Below are 15,480 nucleotides of genomic sequence, written 5' to 3'. Positions count from 1 at the left end.
GTTAGATGTTCAGCTCACCTTATTGCGCGACTTATCCTTTCAAGAATCGTTGCTCATCAAATACCGTTTTGTTCTTCAACATGAAATAAACACAGCGACCAAGCTTATGAGCGAGTGCCGATAATGCTTTGGCTTTACTCATTCGTTTTTGTAATTGATTAAGGTAGTTACGGGCTTTGTCATTGCCACGTAGGTAAAGCACCGCTGCTTCAGAGAATGCCCACTTTAAATGAGCATTACCGATTTTATTGCCATTAGTGCCGTAGGTTTTTCCGGCTGATTCAGCTTTGCACTTTACTAAACGAGAGTATGAGGCAAATTTTTGTACCGATTCAAATCGGGCTATATCACCGATTTCATATAGAATTGTCAGCGATAAAACCTTACCAATACCAGGCACGGTTTTAAGCAGTTCTAGATAGACGGGATTATGGTTTTTTGCCTGTTTTTCAATGAACCATTCGACCTGCGCGAGTTCCTTGGCATAGCAATCAAGGAGTGCCATGTCTAAATCGATATTACGTTGCACAATAGGGTCTTGATATTGCTCCCGCAGTTTTTGTCTTGCTGAGATGTTTTTAAGGTTTAGGTCAGTGGCAGGTAAGTTGTATTGGCTGTTGGTGTTAACAACATGACCTTTGAGCATAGCGCCGTGACGGACAATCTTCATACGACGGCGTAACAGATCACGTGCAGCGCGCATTTCACTGGGGTAATCGTAGGCTATGGGGAAGTTACCACCACGAAGCAATGTCGCAATTTTAAAGGAATCGACTTTATCATTTTTAGTTTTGCCGCCATGAATCGCCTTCATATAAAGCGCATGGCCTAACACAAAATCGATACCCAGTTCAGCACACCAGTCTGACACCCAATACCAACAATGCATGCACTCAACCCCGACAATGACATTGCCGATATAGGGTTCAAGTATGAGTAGTAAGTCATCTTTGTCAGCGCCAATCTTTTTATGGACGACAACTTCCCCTTTAGAATCAATGATGCATACATAAAGTAAACGTGCATGTAAATCGATACCACAGTAGTATGGATGTGAGTTATTATAAAATCTCATTGAGCTTTCTCCTGTTGGTTTGGTCACCTTAAGCATACCGCTGATGCGGCTTGCTAGGGAGGGGGCTCAATGAGTATCAAGGCATTAAAGCAGGACAAAAAACAGTTGGTTTTTGCTCGTGCCTCGCTATTTTAACTAACTATTTTTTGCCTCTTAATGGGCGTTACCGCATCGTAGATTTGCATACTTCGCTAATCCAATAATCATTTTCAGAGCTTAAGCTCTAACGCATTTTTGTCCAAAAGTGAGTTTCGGTCTTTATTGTCTTTATTGTTCGCTGTGGCGTCATGCGGTAAAGCAAAAATTTCAATCTTTATTGTGTTTTGCGGCCTTACTGATTACAAGTTAATGCAGTTTTAAGTCGATAAACGTTTCAAACTCTAATTTAAGGCGACATTCCCTTAAGCCAACACGCAGGCTTAATTGCAGATTGCTTGCGCTTCAAATAGTAATCTTGGCTGTGACAAGTTAAAATATCGTTTCATTAAAAACTGGGTATCTCGATGTTTTGGCTTAAAAAAATCTTATCTCAATTGGTTATGCCTATTCCGCTGACATTATTACTGCTGTTATTGGCGATATTTGTGTTCCGCAGCCAATTCCAGCGATTGAAAACCTTAGGGCAAAGCGCTTTAATCGCGGCTTTCGCTATTTTATTGCTACTGAGTAATTCGCAATTTAGTGCAGGGTTAGCAGCCAGTTTAGAGTCCCAATATCCAGTGAATAACTCCCCGTTAACTCTTGTTTATCAATCGGGTACTGTCCCCAATGCGCAGCAAGCCTGTTATGTGATGGTGCTGGGTTCAGGTCACACTGAAAATGCTAATCGAGCTGCGGTGCAGCAGTTATCATCGACAGCATTAGCAAGATTATCAGAAGGCGTAAGGCAGCTAAAACTTGCAGATAATCGTTGCCAGTTGGTGGTCAGTGGTTGGAGTGGCGGCTTAACGCCAACCCCCCATGCTGAAATTATGCAGCAAGCGGCGATTGAGCTGGGCGTGCAAGCAAGCCAAATAGTGACGTTTGCTGATGCGCTAGATACCATTGAAGAAGCAAAATCTATGGCTGAGTTAATTGCCAATAAGCCTTTTATATTGGTTACCTCTGCGACCCATATGCCGCGCTCAATGAAGATTTTTACCACACTTGATTTAAATCCCATCGCCGCGCCGACTAATTTTATCAGCTCACCGGGTTATTGGTGGCGCTTTAGTGCTGAAAATCTGTATATATCCCAGCGTGCAATTCACGAGTATGTGGGCATGTTATGGCTAACCATAAAAGGATTATTAACTGATGTCTGATCCCAGCCAACATGAGCGCTCAGAGCCATTGTTTATCGCGCCGCATAATAAGCGCAACGGCATTAGTTTAACCATTGCTGGTGGCATTGCGGTATTTATCAGCTTGATATTATTTATCAACAACAAAAGCCTATTTGGTGTCGGTATGGTGTTTTTTGCCGTTGGCAGTGTAGGGCTGGTACTAGGTGTTGCCAAAATAAATCAGCCGAAAGCCAGTTTTAAATTATCTGCAGCAGGATTTGATTATTATCATGGCCGCGGCACAGTGCACGTAGCTTGGGATAATGTGCAGCGTATTGACGTGTCACGGGTGACCCAAAATCTTGAGTTAATTGAACTGCCGTATATTGGCATTAAACTCAAACACATCAATCCGATTTTAGATTGTATCTCCCCAAGGTTAGCCACCGGGTTATTGACTGAGCAGCGGCCGTTACTCATGACAGCAGCGACTCAAGATGAAGACTTACAAAGCCTTGAAACCTATGTCGGCGCTGAATTTACCCCATTAGTGGTTAATGGTGAGCGTTATCGTGGCGTATTAGCCATGTTTGGCCATCGCTGCCAAACCTTAGATGCTCAACTCGGGTTTCACCTGTATTTATCTATTGATAGCCTAGATAGAGCGCCAGTGGAGTTTGTCAGCTTACTGCGGCAATGGCAGCAGCAATCTATTAAGCCCTAAAGCGATTATTTGTAGATATTGCTAACTTATAGCCAAAGCGCTAATTAAAAGTGCTTACAAAAAGAGATGTGTTTAATTATTAAATAATAACTTATTGAACGAATGCCAAACGTCGATGTTTGGCATTCGTTTTAAATATTCATGAAGGATAAGCCAAACGCTGAAATTGACTATGCCGATACAGCAGCAGTGAGTTGAGGCTTTTCTTTTTCAGTTTCAACAGTGGAAACCAATTTTTCATTATTTTCTAATGCTTTGCTTTGTTTATCGTAAGCTTTTCGATAACCAAGGAACTGACCGTTATCTAAAATTTCCATACGCTTACTGTACACTTCACCATCAAAAGTTCCGGTATTGGTAATGGTGAGTTTTTCGCAATTAATATTACCTGTCATTAAGCCAGAAACCGTCGCTTCCACACAAACAACACCACCGGTGACAACCCCAGTAGCTTCAACCGTTATGTTACCAGAAGCGCGAATTTCGCCATCAACTTTCCCTGCAATAAGTACGTCGCCGTTAACTTTGATATTACCGCTTAATTCACAATCATTGGCAATAAAACTCAGGTTACTTGTGGGACTTTTTTTACTAAACATATTCGCTCTCTTTATGCATTTTTGACCGCAATGACCAGGATAATTATGCGGTTAAATTTATTTTGTTGTTAGTATTTAACATTTAATATAGCGACAATTAATCGCAAAAAAAACAATTAAATTTTGACTATTAAGACTTTTCTGACTACCAAGACTTATTGACACAGTTTATTGATACAGCTTAGCTAAAACAGCATTAACTCGTAACGTTAAGCTCAATGACACTGATAGAAGCTGATGGGCAGGGGGCAACACAAGCGCCGCAGCCTGTACAAGCCTCAAGATCAATCATAGGTTTGGGGACTTGGCCAATGGCCATCTTAAAGCTTATTGCTGCGGGATCGCAGGCATCTTTACAGCTTTGACACCATACGCCTTGATAGGTTAAACAGCTGTCATTGACGCCGGCTTTTATGTTCCAAGGCGTGAGTTGAGAAAGATCAAAAATGGGCTCTTTGCATACTGTGGCGCATTGCTGACAGAATGTGCACTCGTCGTTTGTGAATGATATTTCAGGAAAACCACCATCACCTTTAATGATTACCTTAGTTTCGCAGGCATCGATGCAAGCATTACAGCGAGTACATTCGTCAGTGAACTCAATATCAGACTTAACCCAAGGCGGTCTTTGGGCATCAATTTTACGTCTGCGAAATAGGTTTCTGCGGCTGTGATTGACTGACTGACTCATACTTCTTCCACTATTTTTGGCTAACAATAACAAGGCTAACATTAATGAGACTAAAGTTAGCCAGTAAATATCTACAGGGCTTAAATAAATAGGCTCAAAAAGCTATGTCAACTAACCCCTTAACTTCGGTAGCCGTCAGGATTTTTAGATTGCCAATGCCAGCTAGATTCAACCATGGTTTCAAGGGACAGCTCAGCGTGCCAATCTAATGCCGTTTTCGCCTGAGACACGTCAGCAAAGTATGCCGCAAGATCGCCCTCTCTACGAGCACTAAAGCAATAGGGTATCGCTTTACCGGTTATTTGCTCAAAGGTATTAATAATTTCGATAACGCTGTACCCACGGCCTGTGCCTAAATTGTAGGTGGCAATGCCTGAATTACTGTTGAGCTTAGCTAATGCTTTTAGGTGGCCTTGGGCTAAATCAACCACATGGATGTAATCTCGTACACCTGTGCCGTCAGGGGTAAGATAATCATTACCAAACACCTGTAATTCTTTTAGCTTGCCCACAGCCACTTGGCATATATAAGGCATAAGATTATTCGGAATATCGCTAGGATCTTCACCGATCAGTCCGCTTGGGTGAGCACCAACTGGGTTGAAGTAGCGTAAAATAGTGATATCCCATTGATTATCAGCAGTATGTAAGTCAGCCAGTAGTTGTTCCACCATCAGCTTTGACTGACCATAAGGGTTCGTGGCTCCGGTTGAATCGGTTTCTTTAATAGGCAAGCCATCAGGGATGCCGTATACCGTAGCTGAAGAGCTAAAAACTAACTTTTTCACCTGATGTTCCGCCATGACTTGGCACAAAATTATTGTGCCGGTGACATTAGTTTCATAATACTGCAATGGCTTACACACTGAATCAGCCACCGCTTTTAAACCAGCAAAATGAATTACTGATTCAATGACATGATCAGTAAATATTTTATGTAATAGCGCTTTATTTAGCACACTGCCTTGATAAAAAATGCAGCTTTTACCGGTAATTTGTTCAATGCGAGATAAGGCGATGACATTGGCGTTGGATAAATTATCGACAATGATAACCTGTTGATTAGCATTTAACAGTTCAACTACAGTGTGGCTTCCTATATATCCGGCTCCGCCAGTGACTAAAATTGCCATGAAATGTCCTTAACTGTGGATGACATAAAATTGAATGCAAAAATGACAGTCTACTTAAAAGTTTAACTATAGCGCCAAAGTAAAGCGAGTTAATTGCTTGGATTTTATTCTACTTAAGTTATCAAGCTCACTAAAAAAGGTATCAAGCTTTAACCTGTTTAAAGCTTAAAAGTTTTATCCATTGACTTAAGACAGAATCGGGAGATGAGTTGTTGGCCACTTTGTCATTTAAAGGTGGCAGTTTATATGACTAATTTTATTAAGTTAAGTTTAGTAGAAACTGCTAATGTAGCGTTTTGTTTACGAATTGTACTGTCAAATCACTGAAGAATAAAACCCCAAGCAGTTAACAAAATGTGATCCTTAGCACACTATGAAGGGAGTGAAGTTTACGTAAAGTGGCACTTATGAGCAAAGTAACAAATTACACCGCGAAGATCCCTGATAGTCAGGGTTACATCCAATATACCGATGAAGAACATGACATTTGGCATCAGTTATATCAGCGCCAAGTGAACAATATGCCAGGCAGAGCTTGCGAGGCATATATGCATGGCCTTGATGCTTTAGCTATGCCCACGAATCGGGTACCGCAATTAAAAGAAATCGATAAGGTGTTACTTGCATCTACAGGCTGGCAAACTTCAGGAGTGCCGGCACTTATTTCATTCGGTAAATTTTTTGAATTGTTGGCCAATAAGCAGTTTCCTGTGGCGACCTTTATTCGCTCAAAAGAAGAGTTCGACTACCTACAAGAACCTGATATTTTTCATGAAATATTTGGTCATTGCCCGTTATTAACCAATCCGTCATTTGCACATTTTTCGCATATTTATGGCCAATTAGGTTTGGCGGCATCTAAAGAAGAACGGGTGTTTTTAGCGAGATTATATTGGTTTACGGTCGAGTTTGGTTTAATGAAAGCCAAAGATGATCAACTTAATATCTATGGTGGCGGTATATTAAGCTCGCCAGGTGAAACCTTATACGCATTAAGTGATAAACCGGAGCGTAAGCCTTTTGAGCTACTGGATGTGCTGAGAACCCCATATCGAATAGATATTATGCAGCCGATTTATTACGTTATCGACAATATCGACTTTTTAGATGAAATCACTCGAATGGATATTATGGCTGAAGTCGCTAAAGCACGGCAGCTAGGTTTGTTTGCGGCTAAATTTGCCCCAAAACCCAACCCAATAGCCGTTTAGGGACTCGTTAAAACTAGTCATTCATTTATACATTAATAATATAAACACCAGATTAAACTAGTGTGATAATACAGGAGCTGTTATGTCAGATTTATCCGAACTAAAATGTGAGGCTTGCCAAATAGATGCCCCAAAAGTAACCGAGCAAGAGCTGGTTGAATTTAGTCAAATGGTACCCCAGTGGACCGTTAAAAACCGTGATGGTATTAATCAATTAGAGCGAGTTTTTAAGTTTAAAAACTTCAAACTGGCGATGGAATTCACCAATAAACTCGCTGATGTTGCTGAAGCTGATTTTCACCATCCGGGGATCTTAACTGAATGGGGCAAAGTGACAGTGACTTGGTGGTCACATTCCATTAAAGGTCTTCATAAGAATGATTTCATTATGGCGGCGAAAACCGACCAGTTAATTAACTAAAATCTTAGTTAATTATATCAGCAGGTTACGTTAACGTAACCTGTTTTAGCACGTCCTCTGTTACAATTATGCTGTAAACAACACTTGCCACGCGCCCGATAACCTTTTAACGTATCGCTCACAAATTAAGAAGGGCACCCTGACATGGTCAGAATCGAGTCCTCGGATATTCCAGAAAACAATATAATAGGGAATAGTTGTTTATGCGTTTGGAAGTCAGTTGTTTAGATCGTATCGGCCTTGCGAAAGATATTCTAGAAGTGCTAGAAAACTATGGCATTAACTTAATTGCAATTGATGCCAGCAATAGAGGCTTTTTGTACCTACAGTTTGCCGAAATTGGCTTTGAAACCTTAAGTGAATTAATGCCTTTAATTCGCAAAGTAGAAAGCGTCCATGATGTTCGTACCGTATCGTTTATGCCCTCCGAGCAAGAACATTACGCGCTCAAAACCTTATTACAAACCCTGCCAGACTCCGTTTTTTCAATTAATGCTAAAGGCCGTATTCGTATTGTTAATGAATCCGCATTATTAACCTTTAATATGCAAGAGCATGAAGTGATTGATGAATCGCTTAATCATTGGGTGCAAGGATTTAACTTTTCTCGCTGGTTAACTGAAGCCCCTGTATTAGCGCAAGCCACTCGGGTGCAAATTGGTAATAATGAATATTTAGCCGAAATGCTGCCTATCTATTTACCTGATGAAAACAATGCCAGTATTTTAGCGGGCGCGGTGGTGTCGCTAAAATCACCAGCCCGTGTCGGTAAGCAATTTAATGCGCTGCAAAATCAAACCACAGGCTTTGATAATGTGTTGGCCGTTAGCGATAAAATGAAAGATGTGCTTAAACAAGCCAAACGTATGGCCCAACTGGATGCACCGTTATTAATAACTGGTGAAACGGGTACTGGTAAAGAGTTGATGGCCAAAGCGAGCCATGATGCCAGTATGCGCCGAGAGCACGCCTTTATTGCTATTAACTGCGCTGCATTACCAGATAGCGTGGCAGAAGAAGAATTGTTTGGCTTTGTGTCAAATGGCCAAGTGGTAAAACGTGGCTTGTTTGAAGAGGCGAAAGGTGGCACTGTTTTCTTAGATGAAATTGCCGAAATGTCAAAAGCTGCTCAAGTAAAACTATTGCGTTTACTACAAGATGGCACTTTTAGACGCATTGGCGGCGATGAAGAAGTGCGCGCTGATGTACGTATAATTTGTTCTACCCAAAAGAACTTGGCAGAACTGTGCCAATCAGGTGAATTCAGAGAAGATCTTTACTATCGCATTCATGTACTTAGTTATCACATGCCGTCGCTCCGTGAACGTAAAGTGGATGTTATTCCGCTCACTGAAATGTTTTTAGAGCATTATAGCCAGCAGTTATCGAGTCCATTACGACGTATTTCAGCATCATGTCGGGACTACTTGTTCACCTATGCCTGGCCAGGTAATGTGCGTCAGCTTAAAAACGCTATTTTTAGAGCTGTATCGATGTGGGATGGCTCGGCAGAACTAACCGTTGAGCAACTTAAGTTACCTTCTTATGCTGAAGGCTTTGGCTACTTTGATGAAGAGTTTGAAGGCAGCTTAGATCAAGCCATGAAAGAATATGAGGCAAGCTTATTAAGGCGCTTATATCCAGCTTATCCAAGTACCCGTCAATTAGCTAAAAAGCTGGGGGTTTCTCATACCGCTATTGCTAACAAGCTGCGCGACTACAAAATATCTAAAAAACGTTAATTAATCGTAGCGGTTATTTTTAGTGTAACGATTTCATGCCATCAAAATGTCAGTAAGCCACTGGCATTTTGAGGTTTACCAGCCTGAGATCCGCATTTTGATACTGGGATCTCATTCTGTATTGAAACCTTTACAATTTAACTCTCAAGCAAACAAAGTGTGATTTATCTCACGCTATATTAATTCGGTTAAGCTTAGGGTATTTGTATCGTTAACAACGCTATTTTAGTTGTTATTACTCAGCATAGGCGCTTTACAGGTAGCATATTTGATTTAATCGAATTGCCAAGCCAGTTAGCACGTCTTGTAATCACATTGTCTTGAGTAGTAGCAACATTATTTGTACCCATCTAGGAGTCAAAATGAAACTTGCAAGTTATAACAACGGTCGCCGTGATGGCCAACTGATGTTGGTCAGTAAAGATTTAACCAAAGCCGTTGCCGTACCTGCTATTGCGCATACTATGCAGCAATTATTAGATGCTTGGGATTTATTAAACCCGCAATTACAAGAATTATATGAAGCATTAAATGCCGGTATGATGGACAACGCCGTTGATTTTGATGAAGCTAAATGTTTATCGCCATTGCCTCGTGCATATCAATGGGCTGATGGCAGTGCATACGTCAACCACGTTGAATTGGTTCGTAAAGCGCGCGGCGCAGAAATGCCAGCAACGTTTTGGACTGATCCATTAGTATATCAAGGTGGCTCAGATTGCTTTATCGCGCCAAAAGCCGATATTGAAATGGCCAGTGAAGAGTACGGTATTGATTTCGAGTCAGAAATCGCAGTGGTCACTGACGACGTTAAAATGGGCGTAGATGCAGATAACGCTGCCCAGCACATCAAATTATTGATGCTAGTGAATGACGTATCGTTACGTAATCTTATACCTGGGGAGTTAGCGAAAGGGTTTGGCTTTTTCCAATCAAAGCCTTCAAGTGCGTTTTCGCCAGTGGCGATTACCCCTGATGAATTAGGTGACAGATGGCAAGATAGCAAAGTGCACTTACCATTGGTAACTCATTTAAATGGTGATTTATTTGGTCGTCCTAATGCGGGCGTAGATATGACGTTTAACTTTAGTCAATTGGTCGCTCATGTTGCTAAGACCCGTCCATTGGCAGCGGGAGCTGTGATTGGTTCTGGTACTATTTCAAATTATGATCGCAGTGCCGGTTCTAGCTGTTTAGCTGAAAAACGCATGCTAGAAATCATTGCAGACGGTAAAGCTTCAACGCCATTTATGCGTTTTGGCGATACAGTAAGAATTGAAATGTTTGATGATCAAGATAACTCAATCTTTGGTTCTATCGATCAAAAAGTGGTTGAATACAAAGCTTAAATAAGTGTTTGCTGTGATAAAAAGCAATAGCGTCTAACGTTATTGCTTTTTTTATATCATCAATGCTAACTCAGTTAATTTGATAAGGATATACAATGAAATTATATGGTTATTGGCGCTCCAGTGCGGCATATCGGGTGCGTATCGCGCTTAATCTTAAGCAGCTGGATGCAGAGCAAATTTCAGTGCATTTAGTCAAAAATGGCGGTGAGCAGCATAGTGATATGTTTGCCCAATTGAACCCACAGCATTTGGTTCCGGCATTGGTTGATGAAGATGACCATGGAGAGTTTAATTTAACCCAGTCATTGGCAATTATTGAGTATTTAGAAGAGCAATATCCGCAATATAGTTTATTGCCACAAGGCGCTAAAAATAGAGCCGTAGTGCGTGCCATGGCGCAATTGATCGCTTGTGAAGTTCACCCACTGGACAACTTACGGGTATTACAGTATCTCGTTAAAGACATGGGCGTATCTGAAGAAGACAAAATGAACTGGTATCATCATTGGATCCATTTAGGTTTTGCGGCGCTAGAAAAGCAATTAGCTGTTCACTCTGGTAAATTTAGTTTTCGCGACAGTCCAAGCTTGGCAGATATTTGTCTTATCCCTCAGGTTTACAATGCCTATCGCTTCAACGTAGATTTATCTGCATACCCTAATATTGTGCGGATTTGGCACACATGTCAGGCTCACCCAGCCTTTGCTGCAGCTGCGCCTGAGCAGCAAGATGATGCCAGTTAACCCAGCATTTTTTAGATAAGCTCGAGTAAAATATGGACTATGAAGCTCAGTTAAAAAATTGGATTGTAGCAGACAAGATGCGCATTAGTGCCTTGCAGCAAGTTGCAGCGCTTTTTACTGAGCTTAATATTACAGATTGGTACATTGCTGCAGGGTTTGTGCGTAATTTAGTGTGGGATAAACAGCATCAAATAGCGCCCAGTGCGTTAACTGATATTGATGTGATTTATTATTGCAGCAAACAAACCTGTGCCTATCGTGATAAGTTAATCGAAAAAGCATTATCTGAGCGGATAAAACTGCCTTGGTCGGTGAAAAACCAAGCCAGAATGCATAAAAGGAATCATCACCCAGCCTATACATCAACCCTTGATGCGATGTGTTATTGGCCTGAGCAACAAACAGCGGTAGCGGTAAAACTGGATAATGATGGCAAGTTAGTGCTAAAGGCATTATTTGGTTATGAAAACCTATTTAGCCTATCGGTGAGCTATAACCCCAATGCCGATAAACATGTGTTTATGGAGCGTGTTGCCAGTAAACCTTGGTTTAAGCAATATCCTAAGCTTTCACTTGAGCTCTAACCCCCCCGTAACCCCTTGTCATTTATCACTAGTCAATTAGCTCTTGAGTTTAAGTTATAGCCTTTAGCTGCACCTTTTATGTCATTTTTATGTCATTTTTTTATGTCAGCTTTAACACTTGTGAATGTTTTGCAGTGGCATTTTCATGGAAAATATCATCAAGATAACCTGCAAGCTCTGTTTCTTTAAGCTCAGGTGGAATGATGACCTCATGGATGCGCGATCTAAGCCCGGTGCCTGAATCACGAAACAGTAGCCATTGGGGCTGATCACTTTGTCTATCTTGGCGCTTAATTGACAAGGACTTACCAAACACATCAAATTTTATAAATTTTTCATTCATCATCTTGTCCTCTTGGCGGTGGTTTAGCTAATCGGCATAGAGTTAAATATTTTGAAATAAAAACTCTATGGTAAAGGTTAGCATCACTTGATTGATGCGCACTTCATCATCTTCTTTAGTCCAAGTATATTCAGGCGTGATGGCAAAAAACAACCAATCTCGGACAAAGTTTTGTCGGTAAGTTAAGCCAATTTTTGCACTATCAATATATTTATAGGGCTGGTCGACGCCGTGTATGTGGGCTTGATAACTAATGGCTTGTTTATCACTGATATATTGATATAACTGCAGACCTGAGCCTAGCTCCCAACCATTATCGTTAGTTTCATATTGGAACGCAGCACTCCAGCGCAATAAAAAATCATCGTTAAAAGAGTGTTCAATATCGAATTCAGTAGACTCACCAGTGAGATTTTTCTCTTGATACAGCTTTTGGGTGATGCGGCTGATGGTATTTTCTGAAATAGGATAGGTATAGCGATAACGAGCTTCTATTTTAGGCTTAAAACTGAGCTTTATATTAAAACTACTTCTATTTCGAGCTAGCCAGTCATAGCGTAAGCTAAATTCCCTGTCGTTGTTATCGTCAGGGCTGCGTATAAATGAAAATGGATCATCTTCTCCAGTTGAATCAAAAATGAGTTTTAGCTTTTTAGTGACTCCAGGTAAATTTACCCGCGCATTGACGTTAGCATGATATTTAAAACCTTCTTTTTCATAATAGGAAAAATCATTATACCAACGGACAATCGTGCCAGCTCTGGCATCATCTTCAATGCGATCATCGACAAAGAAGCTGTCAAACCAAATGGCCGGTTGGCAGAATTTGGTGTTGAGATAATCAAAAGCCTTATCAATTTTCTCATCAGTTTGTGAACGGCTATAACAAGCTGATGGCTCGACTTCATCATCTGACTGGGTTTCATTCAAAGGTGATTTTTTGTCGGTGATGGTCTTTTCAGAGGTAGGCTTATCATCAGAGATGGGCTCATTATCAAAGATAGCTTTAGCGATGTCCTTGGGCTGTGATGCAGCTAAATCAGCTGCAATAAACAGCGTGAGGCTAAACAGTGATGTTATCCATATTTGTGTCATTGAAAGATAATTACAGCCTATAAACAAAGGTAAAGGTATTTTGTTCAAGGGTAGCACCTTTGTAACAACAATTGAGGGGGTTTATCTTTTAATCATTGGCAGCGGCGTTTATTTTATGAGTCTTTTTATAGACAGGCTTTAATAGGCAGAATTTTTATAGGATTGCTTAACAAGCAATACCGCTATTAAATGTTACAAAAAGGTAAATAGTTATTGCTTAGTTAATATCAGGCTCATGCTTTGCTCATGAAAGTACCTGGTTAAAAAACCAACGTTTTCATCAGTTAAACTGGCATTTTAAAAGCTTCTTAGTAGACAAAGTTCAAGCTAAATGTGATCTAAGTCAATAAAGCGTTATACCTAGTTTGATGTAAATAGCTTTGTTGATCTGGATCAAGATTGTTAAGGGTTTTATCTGGCAGTGTAGCGGCAATTGTTAAAGGTGTTTATCGAAAGCGCTAATTATGTTGTACACATGGAGTTGTCATAATGAATAAAAAAATAGCCCTTAGCCTAGTTGCTGCCAGTTTATTATCTGCAGGTGTTTCTTCAGCTGCGGTTGCTCATCAAGCTGGTGATTTTATCTTTCGTGTTGGTGCGGTAGCGGTTGTGCCAAATGAGTCTAGTCCAGTTGTTGCTAATGTTGCAGAGTTTACAGTCGATGATAATACCCAAGTCGGCTTAAACTTTGGTTACATGCTAACTGATAATTGGGGTTTAGAATTATTGGCAGCAACTCCTTTTAGTCATGATGTTTCTCTTGGTGAGTTAGGTAAAATTGCTGAAACTAAGCATTTACCACCAACCTTAGTGGCGCAGTATTACTTTGGTAATGGCCAATCTAAATTACGTCCTTACATTGGTGTTGGTGTTAACTTTACTAACTTTTTTGATAACGAGTTTACCAATGACTTAGACGGCGCATTAACTGATTTAAGCATGAGTAACTCTTGGGGCTTAGCGGCACAAGTTGGGCTTGATTATCAATTTAATGATAACTGGTTAGTAAATGCATCGGTTTGGTACGCTGATATCTCAACGGATGTTAAATTCAATTTAGGTGAAGATGCTATTTCAGTTGAAACTGATATTGACCCATGGGTATACATGGTCAGCATTGGTTACACCTTCTAATATTTGAAAAATATTTAGAGCAAAAAAACAGGAGCTAGGCTCCTGTTTTTTTATGTGAGCTAATAACGGAATAAGCTACTTTTTCTTTTTAACCTTCCAATGGCGAGTATTATAAATAAACTCAGGTAAAAGTAAGGTTAACCAAGCCACTAAGCGCCAGCGTTTAGTGACATAGACTTTGCGCTTGCCTTTTTGCATCGCGCTGACAATTTGTTTAGCCACTTTTGGCAATGGCGGCAACCACAGTTTACTTTTCTGCATTGCAGCTTTATCCAATAGGCCTAGCTGAATATCGGTAATAGTGATTGGTAACTTTAATCGCTGCGCATGCATGCTTAAGCCTTCAAGGTAATTTTCTGCAAAGGCTTTTGATGCATGATAGGCCACACTTGGGCCGCCACGTAAACCGGCAATAGAGTTGATTGCAGCAATTTGACCATAGCCTTGCTCGCGCATTAATCGAAAGGTGGTATTACAAATTGCGGCAAAACCACGCACATTGACGTCAATGATATCTTGTTCGATTTCCCAAGGCAGTGCTTCACTGTAGCCATTAAGTCCAGTATTCACTAACACTAAATGCGCGCCTTCAAGGCTTAACCATACTTTTTCAAGCTGGCTGATAATGGCTGTTGGATTTTCAATATCTAACGGTAGCACATCAACTTTTGTCGGTAAGCTTGCGGCAAACTCGGCCATGGCATCGGGATCTTGTACAAATAGCACTAGAGAAACTTTCTGCTCGGCTAATTGACGGGCGATTTCTTTACTAAGGTGTGAGCTAGCGCCCACTATTATTGCGTTTGCTGTAGTCATGTGCTTTTAGACGACGAAATGATGGCCTATGATAAAAACAACTGCGAGGGATAACAAGCAAGAATATTATTCAATATGAGACGTATAGACTTCTAGAAGTCTTAATGTATTATAAGGACAGGATATATGAACATCATCAAAGCATTTATCAGCAAAGCATGTATTTCTTTAATGCTGCTAGGCGGATTATTCGGCTGCAGCTCTGTAGATCATTTAGTGTCTATAAGTGGTGATGTGAGTTATCGCGAGCGCATGGCATTGCCAGACAACGCAATACTCACCGTGCAAGTGAAGGATGTGTCTTTGCAAGATACCAAAGCGATTGTTATCGCTGAAAAAGTGTACCAACAAGTGAACGCGCCGCAAGCATTTGAGTTTCAAATAGCTGCAGACCAATTTATTGCTGGTCATAGTTACTCAATTGGGGCGCGAATAGAAGTAAATGGCAAGCTGTGGTTTATCAATACGCAAGCGTATAGCATTGATGTCAATGAGACACAGCCCATAAATGTGATTGTTAATAAAGTCGGTGGCTAGTCGTTTCATGGCTAT

At 40.7% G+C, this 15,480-nt stretch carries 17 protein-coding genes; 10 read left to right on the top strand and 7 right to left on the bottom strand.

Annotation, left to right across the window (positions count from 1 at the left end):
- Positions 1-31: 31 nt before the first annotated feature.
- The gene (locus tag Q4557_RS16410) at positions 32-1,075 is read right to left on the bottom strand and encodes an IS110 family transposase (protein ID WP_102437120.1); all 1,044 of its coding nucleotides are present in this window, start codon (positions 1,073-1,075) and stop codon (positions 32-34) included.
- A 503-nt stretch (positions 1,076-1,578) separates the two neighbouring features.
- Here Q4557_RS16410 and Q4557_RS16405 point away from each other — a divergent pair.
- Positions 1,579-2,379, top strand: a complete 801-nt coding sequence (locus tag Q4557_RS16405; protein ID WP_303414001.1) for an ElyC/SanA/YdcF family protein — start codon at positions 1,579-1,581, stop codon at positions 2,377-2,379.
- Complete coding sequence (locus Q4557_RS16400; protein WP_303413999.1) at positions 2,372-3,064, top strand: DUF2982 domain-containing protein; 693 nt, start codon at positions 2,372-2,374, stop codon at positions 3,062-3,064. Before Q4557_RS16405 ends, Q4557_RS16400 begins: the two co-directional genes overlap by 8 nt.
- Positions 3,065-3,234: 170 nt before the next feature.
- Here Q4557_RS16400 and Q4557_RS16395 read toward each other — a convergent pair whose 3' ends face one another.
- From Q4557_RS16395 to galE, 3 genes are all read right to left on the bottom strand, one after another.
- Entirely contained in the window at positions 3,235-3,663 is a 429-nt protein-coding gene (locus Q4557_RS16395) for a polymer-forming cytoskeletal protein (protein ID WP_102437747.1), read from the bottom strand.
- A gap of 196 nt (positions 3,664-3,859) precedes the next feature.
- Positions 3,860-4,354 carry a ferredoxin-type protein NapF gene (napF, locus tag Q4557_RS16390; RefSeq protein ID WP_102437745.1) on the bottom strand — a complete coding sequence of 165 codons (495 nt, stop codon included), beginning with the start codon at positions 4,352-4,354 and terminating at the stop codon, positions 3,860-3,862.
- A gap of 119 nt (positions 4,355-4,473) precedes the next feature.
- Positions 4,474-5,487 carry a UDP-glucose 4-epimerase GalE gene (gene galE, locus Q4557_RS16385; protein ID WP_303413993.1) on the bottom strand — a complete coding sequence of 338 codons (1,014 nt, stop codon included), beginning with the start codon at positions 5,485-5,487 and terminating at the stop codon, positions 4,474-4,476.
- Positions 5,488-5,894: 407 nt separating this feature from the next.
- On the opposite strand from galE, the gene phhA reads away from it, so the two are divergent.
- From phhA to Q4557_RS16355, 6 genes are all read left to right on the top strand, one after another.
- On the top strand, positions 5,895-6,698 hold the full coding sequence (phhA, locus tag Q4557_RS16380) for a phenylalanine 4-monooxygenase (RefSeq protein ID WP_102437741.1): 804 nt from the start codon (positions 5,895-5,897) through the stop codon (positions 6,696-6,698).
- 82 nt (positions 6,699-6,780) lie between these two features.
- Positions 6,781-7,119, top strand: coding sequence for a 4a-hydroxytetrahydrobiopterin dehydratase (locus Q4557_RS16375; protein WP_102475682.1), 339 nt, complete (start codon positions 6,781-6,783; stop codon positions 7,117-7,119).
- A gap of 203 nt (positions 7,120-7,322) precedes the next feature.
- Positions 7,323-8,861 (top strand): transcriptional regulator TyrR, encoded by a 1,539-nt coding sequence (gene tyrR / locus Q4557_RS16370; protein WP_303413989.1) that lies wholly within the window; start codon positions 7,323-7,325, stop codon positions 8,859-8,861.
- A 362-nt stretch (positions 8,862-9,223) separates the two neighbouring features.
- Positions 9,224-10,210, top strand: coding sequence for a fumarylacetoacetate hydrolase family protein (locus tag Q4557_RS16365; RefSeq protein ID WP_076539825.1), 987 nt, complete (start codon positions 9,224-9,226; stop codon positions 10,208-10,210).
- Between the two features lie 95 nt (positions 10,211-10,305).
- On the top strand, positions 10,306-10,956 hold the full coding sequence (gene maiA / locus Q4557_RS16360) for a maleylacetoacetate isomerase (protein ID WP_303413987.1): 651 nt from the start codon (positions 10,306-10,308) through the stop codon (positions 10,954-10,956).
- Between the two features lie 32 nt (positions 10,957-10,988).
- Positions 10,989-11,540, top strand: a complete 552-nt coding sequence (locus Q4557_RS16355; RefSeq protein ID WP_102437731.1) for a nucleotidyltransferase family protein — start codon at positions 10,989-10,991, stop codon at positions 11,538-11,540.
- A gap of 100 nt (positions 11,541-11,640) precedes the next feature.
- Here the strand turns inward: Q4557_RS16355 and Q4557_RS16350 are convergent, their stop codons facing one another.
- Together Q4557_RS16350 and Q4557_RS16345 are read right to left on the bottom strand one after the other, a co-directional pair.
- Positions 11,641-11,886, bottom strand: a complete 246-nt coding sequence (locus Q4557_RS16350; protein ID WP_241903501.1) for a hypothetical protein — start codon at positions 11,884-11,886, stop codon at positions 11,641-11,643.
- 39 nt (positions 11,887-11,925) lie between these two features.
- Entirely contained in the window at positions 11,926-13,026 is a 1,101-nt protein-coding gene (locus Q4557_RS16345; RefSeq protein ID WP_303413984.1) for a hypothetical protein, read from the bottom strand.
- A 441-nt stretch (positions 13,027-13,467) separates the two neighbouring features.
- On the opposite strand from Q4557_RS16345, the gene ompW reads away from it, so the two are divergent.
- On the top strand, positions 13,468-14,112 hold the full coding sequence (gene ompW, locus Q4557_RS16340) for an outer membrane protein OmpW (RefSeq protein ID WP_102437727.1): 645 nt from the start codon (positions 13,468-13,470) through the stop codon (positions 14,110-14,112).
- A 75-nt stretch (positions 14,113-14,187) separates the two neighbouring features.
- Here ompW and Q4557_RS16335 read toward each other — a convergent pair whose 3' ends face one another.
- Entirely contained in the window at positions 14,188-14,928 is a 741-nt protein-coding gene (locus Q4557_RS16335) for an SDR family oxidoreductase (protein WP_102532226.1), read from the bottom strand.
- Positions 14,929-15,054: 126 nt separating this feature from the next.
- Between Q4557_RS16335 and Q4557_RS16330 the strand changes: the two genes are divergently transcribed.
- Entirely contained in the window at positions 15,055-15,465 is a 411-nt protein-coding gene (locus Q4557_RS16330; RefSeq protein WP_102475679.1) for a YbaY family lipoprotein, read from the top strand.
- Positions 15,466-15,480: the final 15 nt, after the last annotated feature.

Origin of the sequence: Shewanella sp. 5_MG-2023, assembly GCF_030547465.1 — a bacterium.
In the GTDB taxonomy this organism is placed as follows: domain Bacteria; phylum Pseudomonadota; class Gammaproteobacteria; order Enterobacterales; family Shewanellaceae; genus Shewanella.
The sequence above is the reverse complement of the archived record's forward strand: the minus strand, read 5'-3'. Positions and strand labels throughout refer to the sequence as shown.

Bases quoted from the DNA above. Each gene is read 5' to 3' on its own strand.
- Q4557_RS16410 (WP_102437120.1), bottom strand. From the start codon at position 1,075: ATGAGATTTTATAATAACTCACATCCATACTACTGTGGTATCGATTTA.
- Q4557_RS16405 (WP_303414001.1), top strand. From the start codon at position 1,579: ATGTTTTGGCTTAAAAAAATCTTATCTCAATTGGTTATGCCTATTCCG.
- Q4557_RS16400 (WP_303413999.1), top strand. From the start codon at position 2,372: ATGTCTGATCCCAGCCAACATGAGCGCTCAGAGCCATTGTTTATCGCG.
- Q4557_RS16395 (WP_102437747.1), bottom strand. From the start codon at position 3,663: ATGTTTAGTAAAAAAAGTCCCACAAGTAACCTGAGTTTTATTGCCAAT.
- napF (WP_102437745.1), bottom strand. From the start codon at position 4,354: ATGAGTCAGTCAGTCAATCACAGCCGCAGAAACCTATTTCGCAGACGT.
- galE (WP_303413993.1), bottom strand. From the start codon at position 5,487: ATGGCAATTTTAGTCACTGGCGGAGCCGGATATATAGGAAGCCACACT.
- phhA (WP_102437741.1), top strand. From the start codon at position 5,895: ATGAGCAAAGTAACAAATTACACCGCGAAGATCCCTGATAGTCAGGGT.
- Q4557_RS16375 (WP_102475682.1), top strand. From the start codon at position 6,781: ATGTCAGATTTATCCGAACTAAAATGTGAGGCTTGCCAAATAGATGCC.
- tyrR (WP_303413989.1), top strand. From the start codon at position 7,323: ATGCGTTTGGAAGTCAGTTGTTTAGATCGTATCGGCCTTGCGAAAGAT.
- Q4557_RS16365 (WP_076539825.1), top strand. From the start codon at position 9,224: ATGAAACTTGCAAGTTATAACAACGGTCGCCGTGATGGCCAACTGATG.
- maiA (WP_303413987.1), top strand. From the start codon at position 10,306: ATGAAATTATATGGTTATTGGCGCTCCAGTGCGGCATATCGGGTGCGT.
- Q4557_RS16355 (WP_102437731.1), top strand. From the start codon at position 10,989: ATGGACTATGAAGCTCAGTTAAAAAATTGGATTGTAGCAGACAAGATG.
- Q4557_RS16350 (WP_241903501.1), bottom strand. From the start codon at position 11,886: ATGATGAATGAAAAATTTATAAAATTTGATGTGTTTGGTAAGTCCTTG.
- ompW (WP_102437727.1), top strand. From the start codon at position 13,468: ATGAATAAAAAAATAGCCCTTAGCCTAGTTGCTGCCAGTTTATTATCT.
- Q4557_RS16335 (WP_102532226.1), bottom strand. From the start codon at position 14,928: ATGACTACAGCAAACGCAATAATAGTGGGCGCTAGCTCACACCTTAGT.
- Q4557_RS16330 (WP_102475679.1), top strand. From the start codon at position 15,055: ATGAACATCATCAAAGCATTTATCAGCAAAGCATGTATTTCTTTAATG.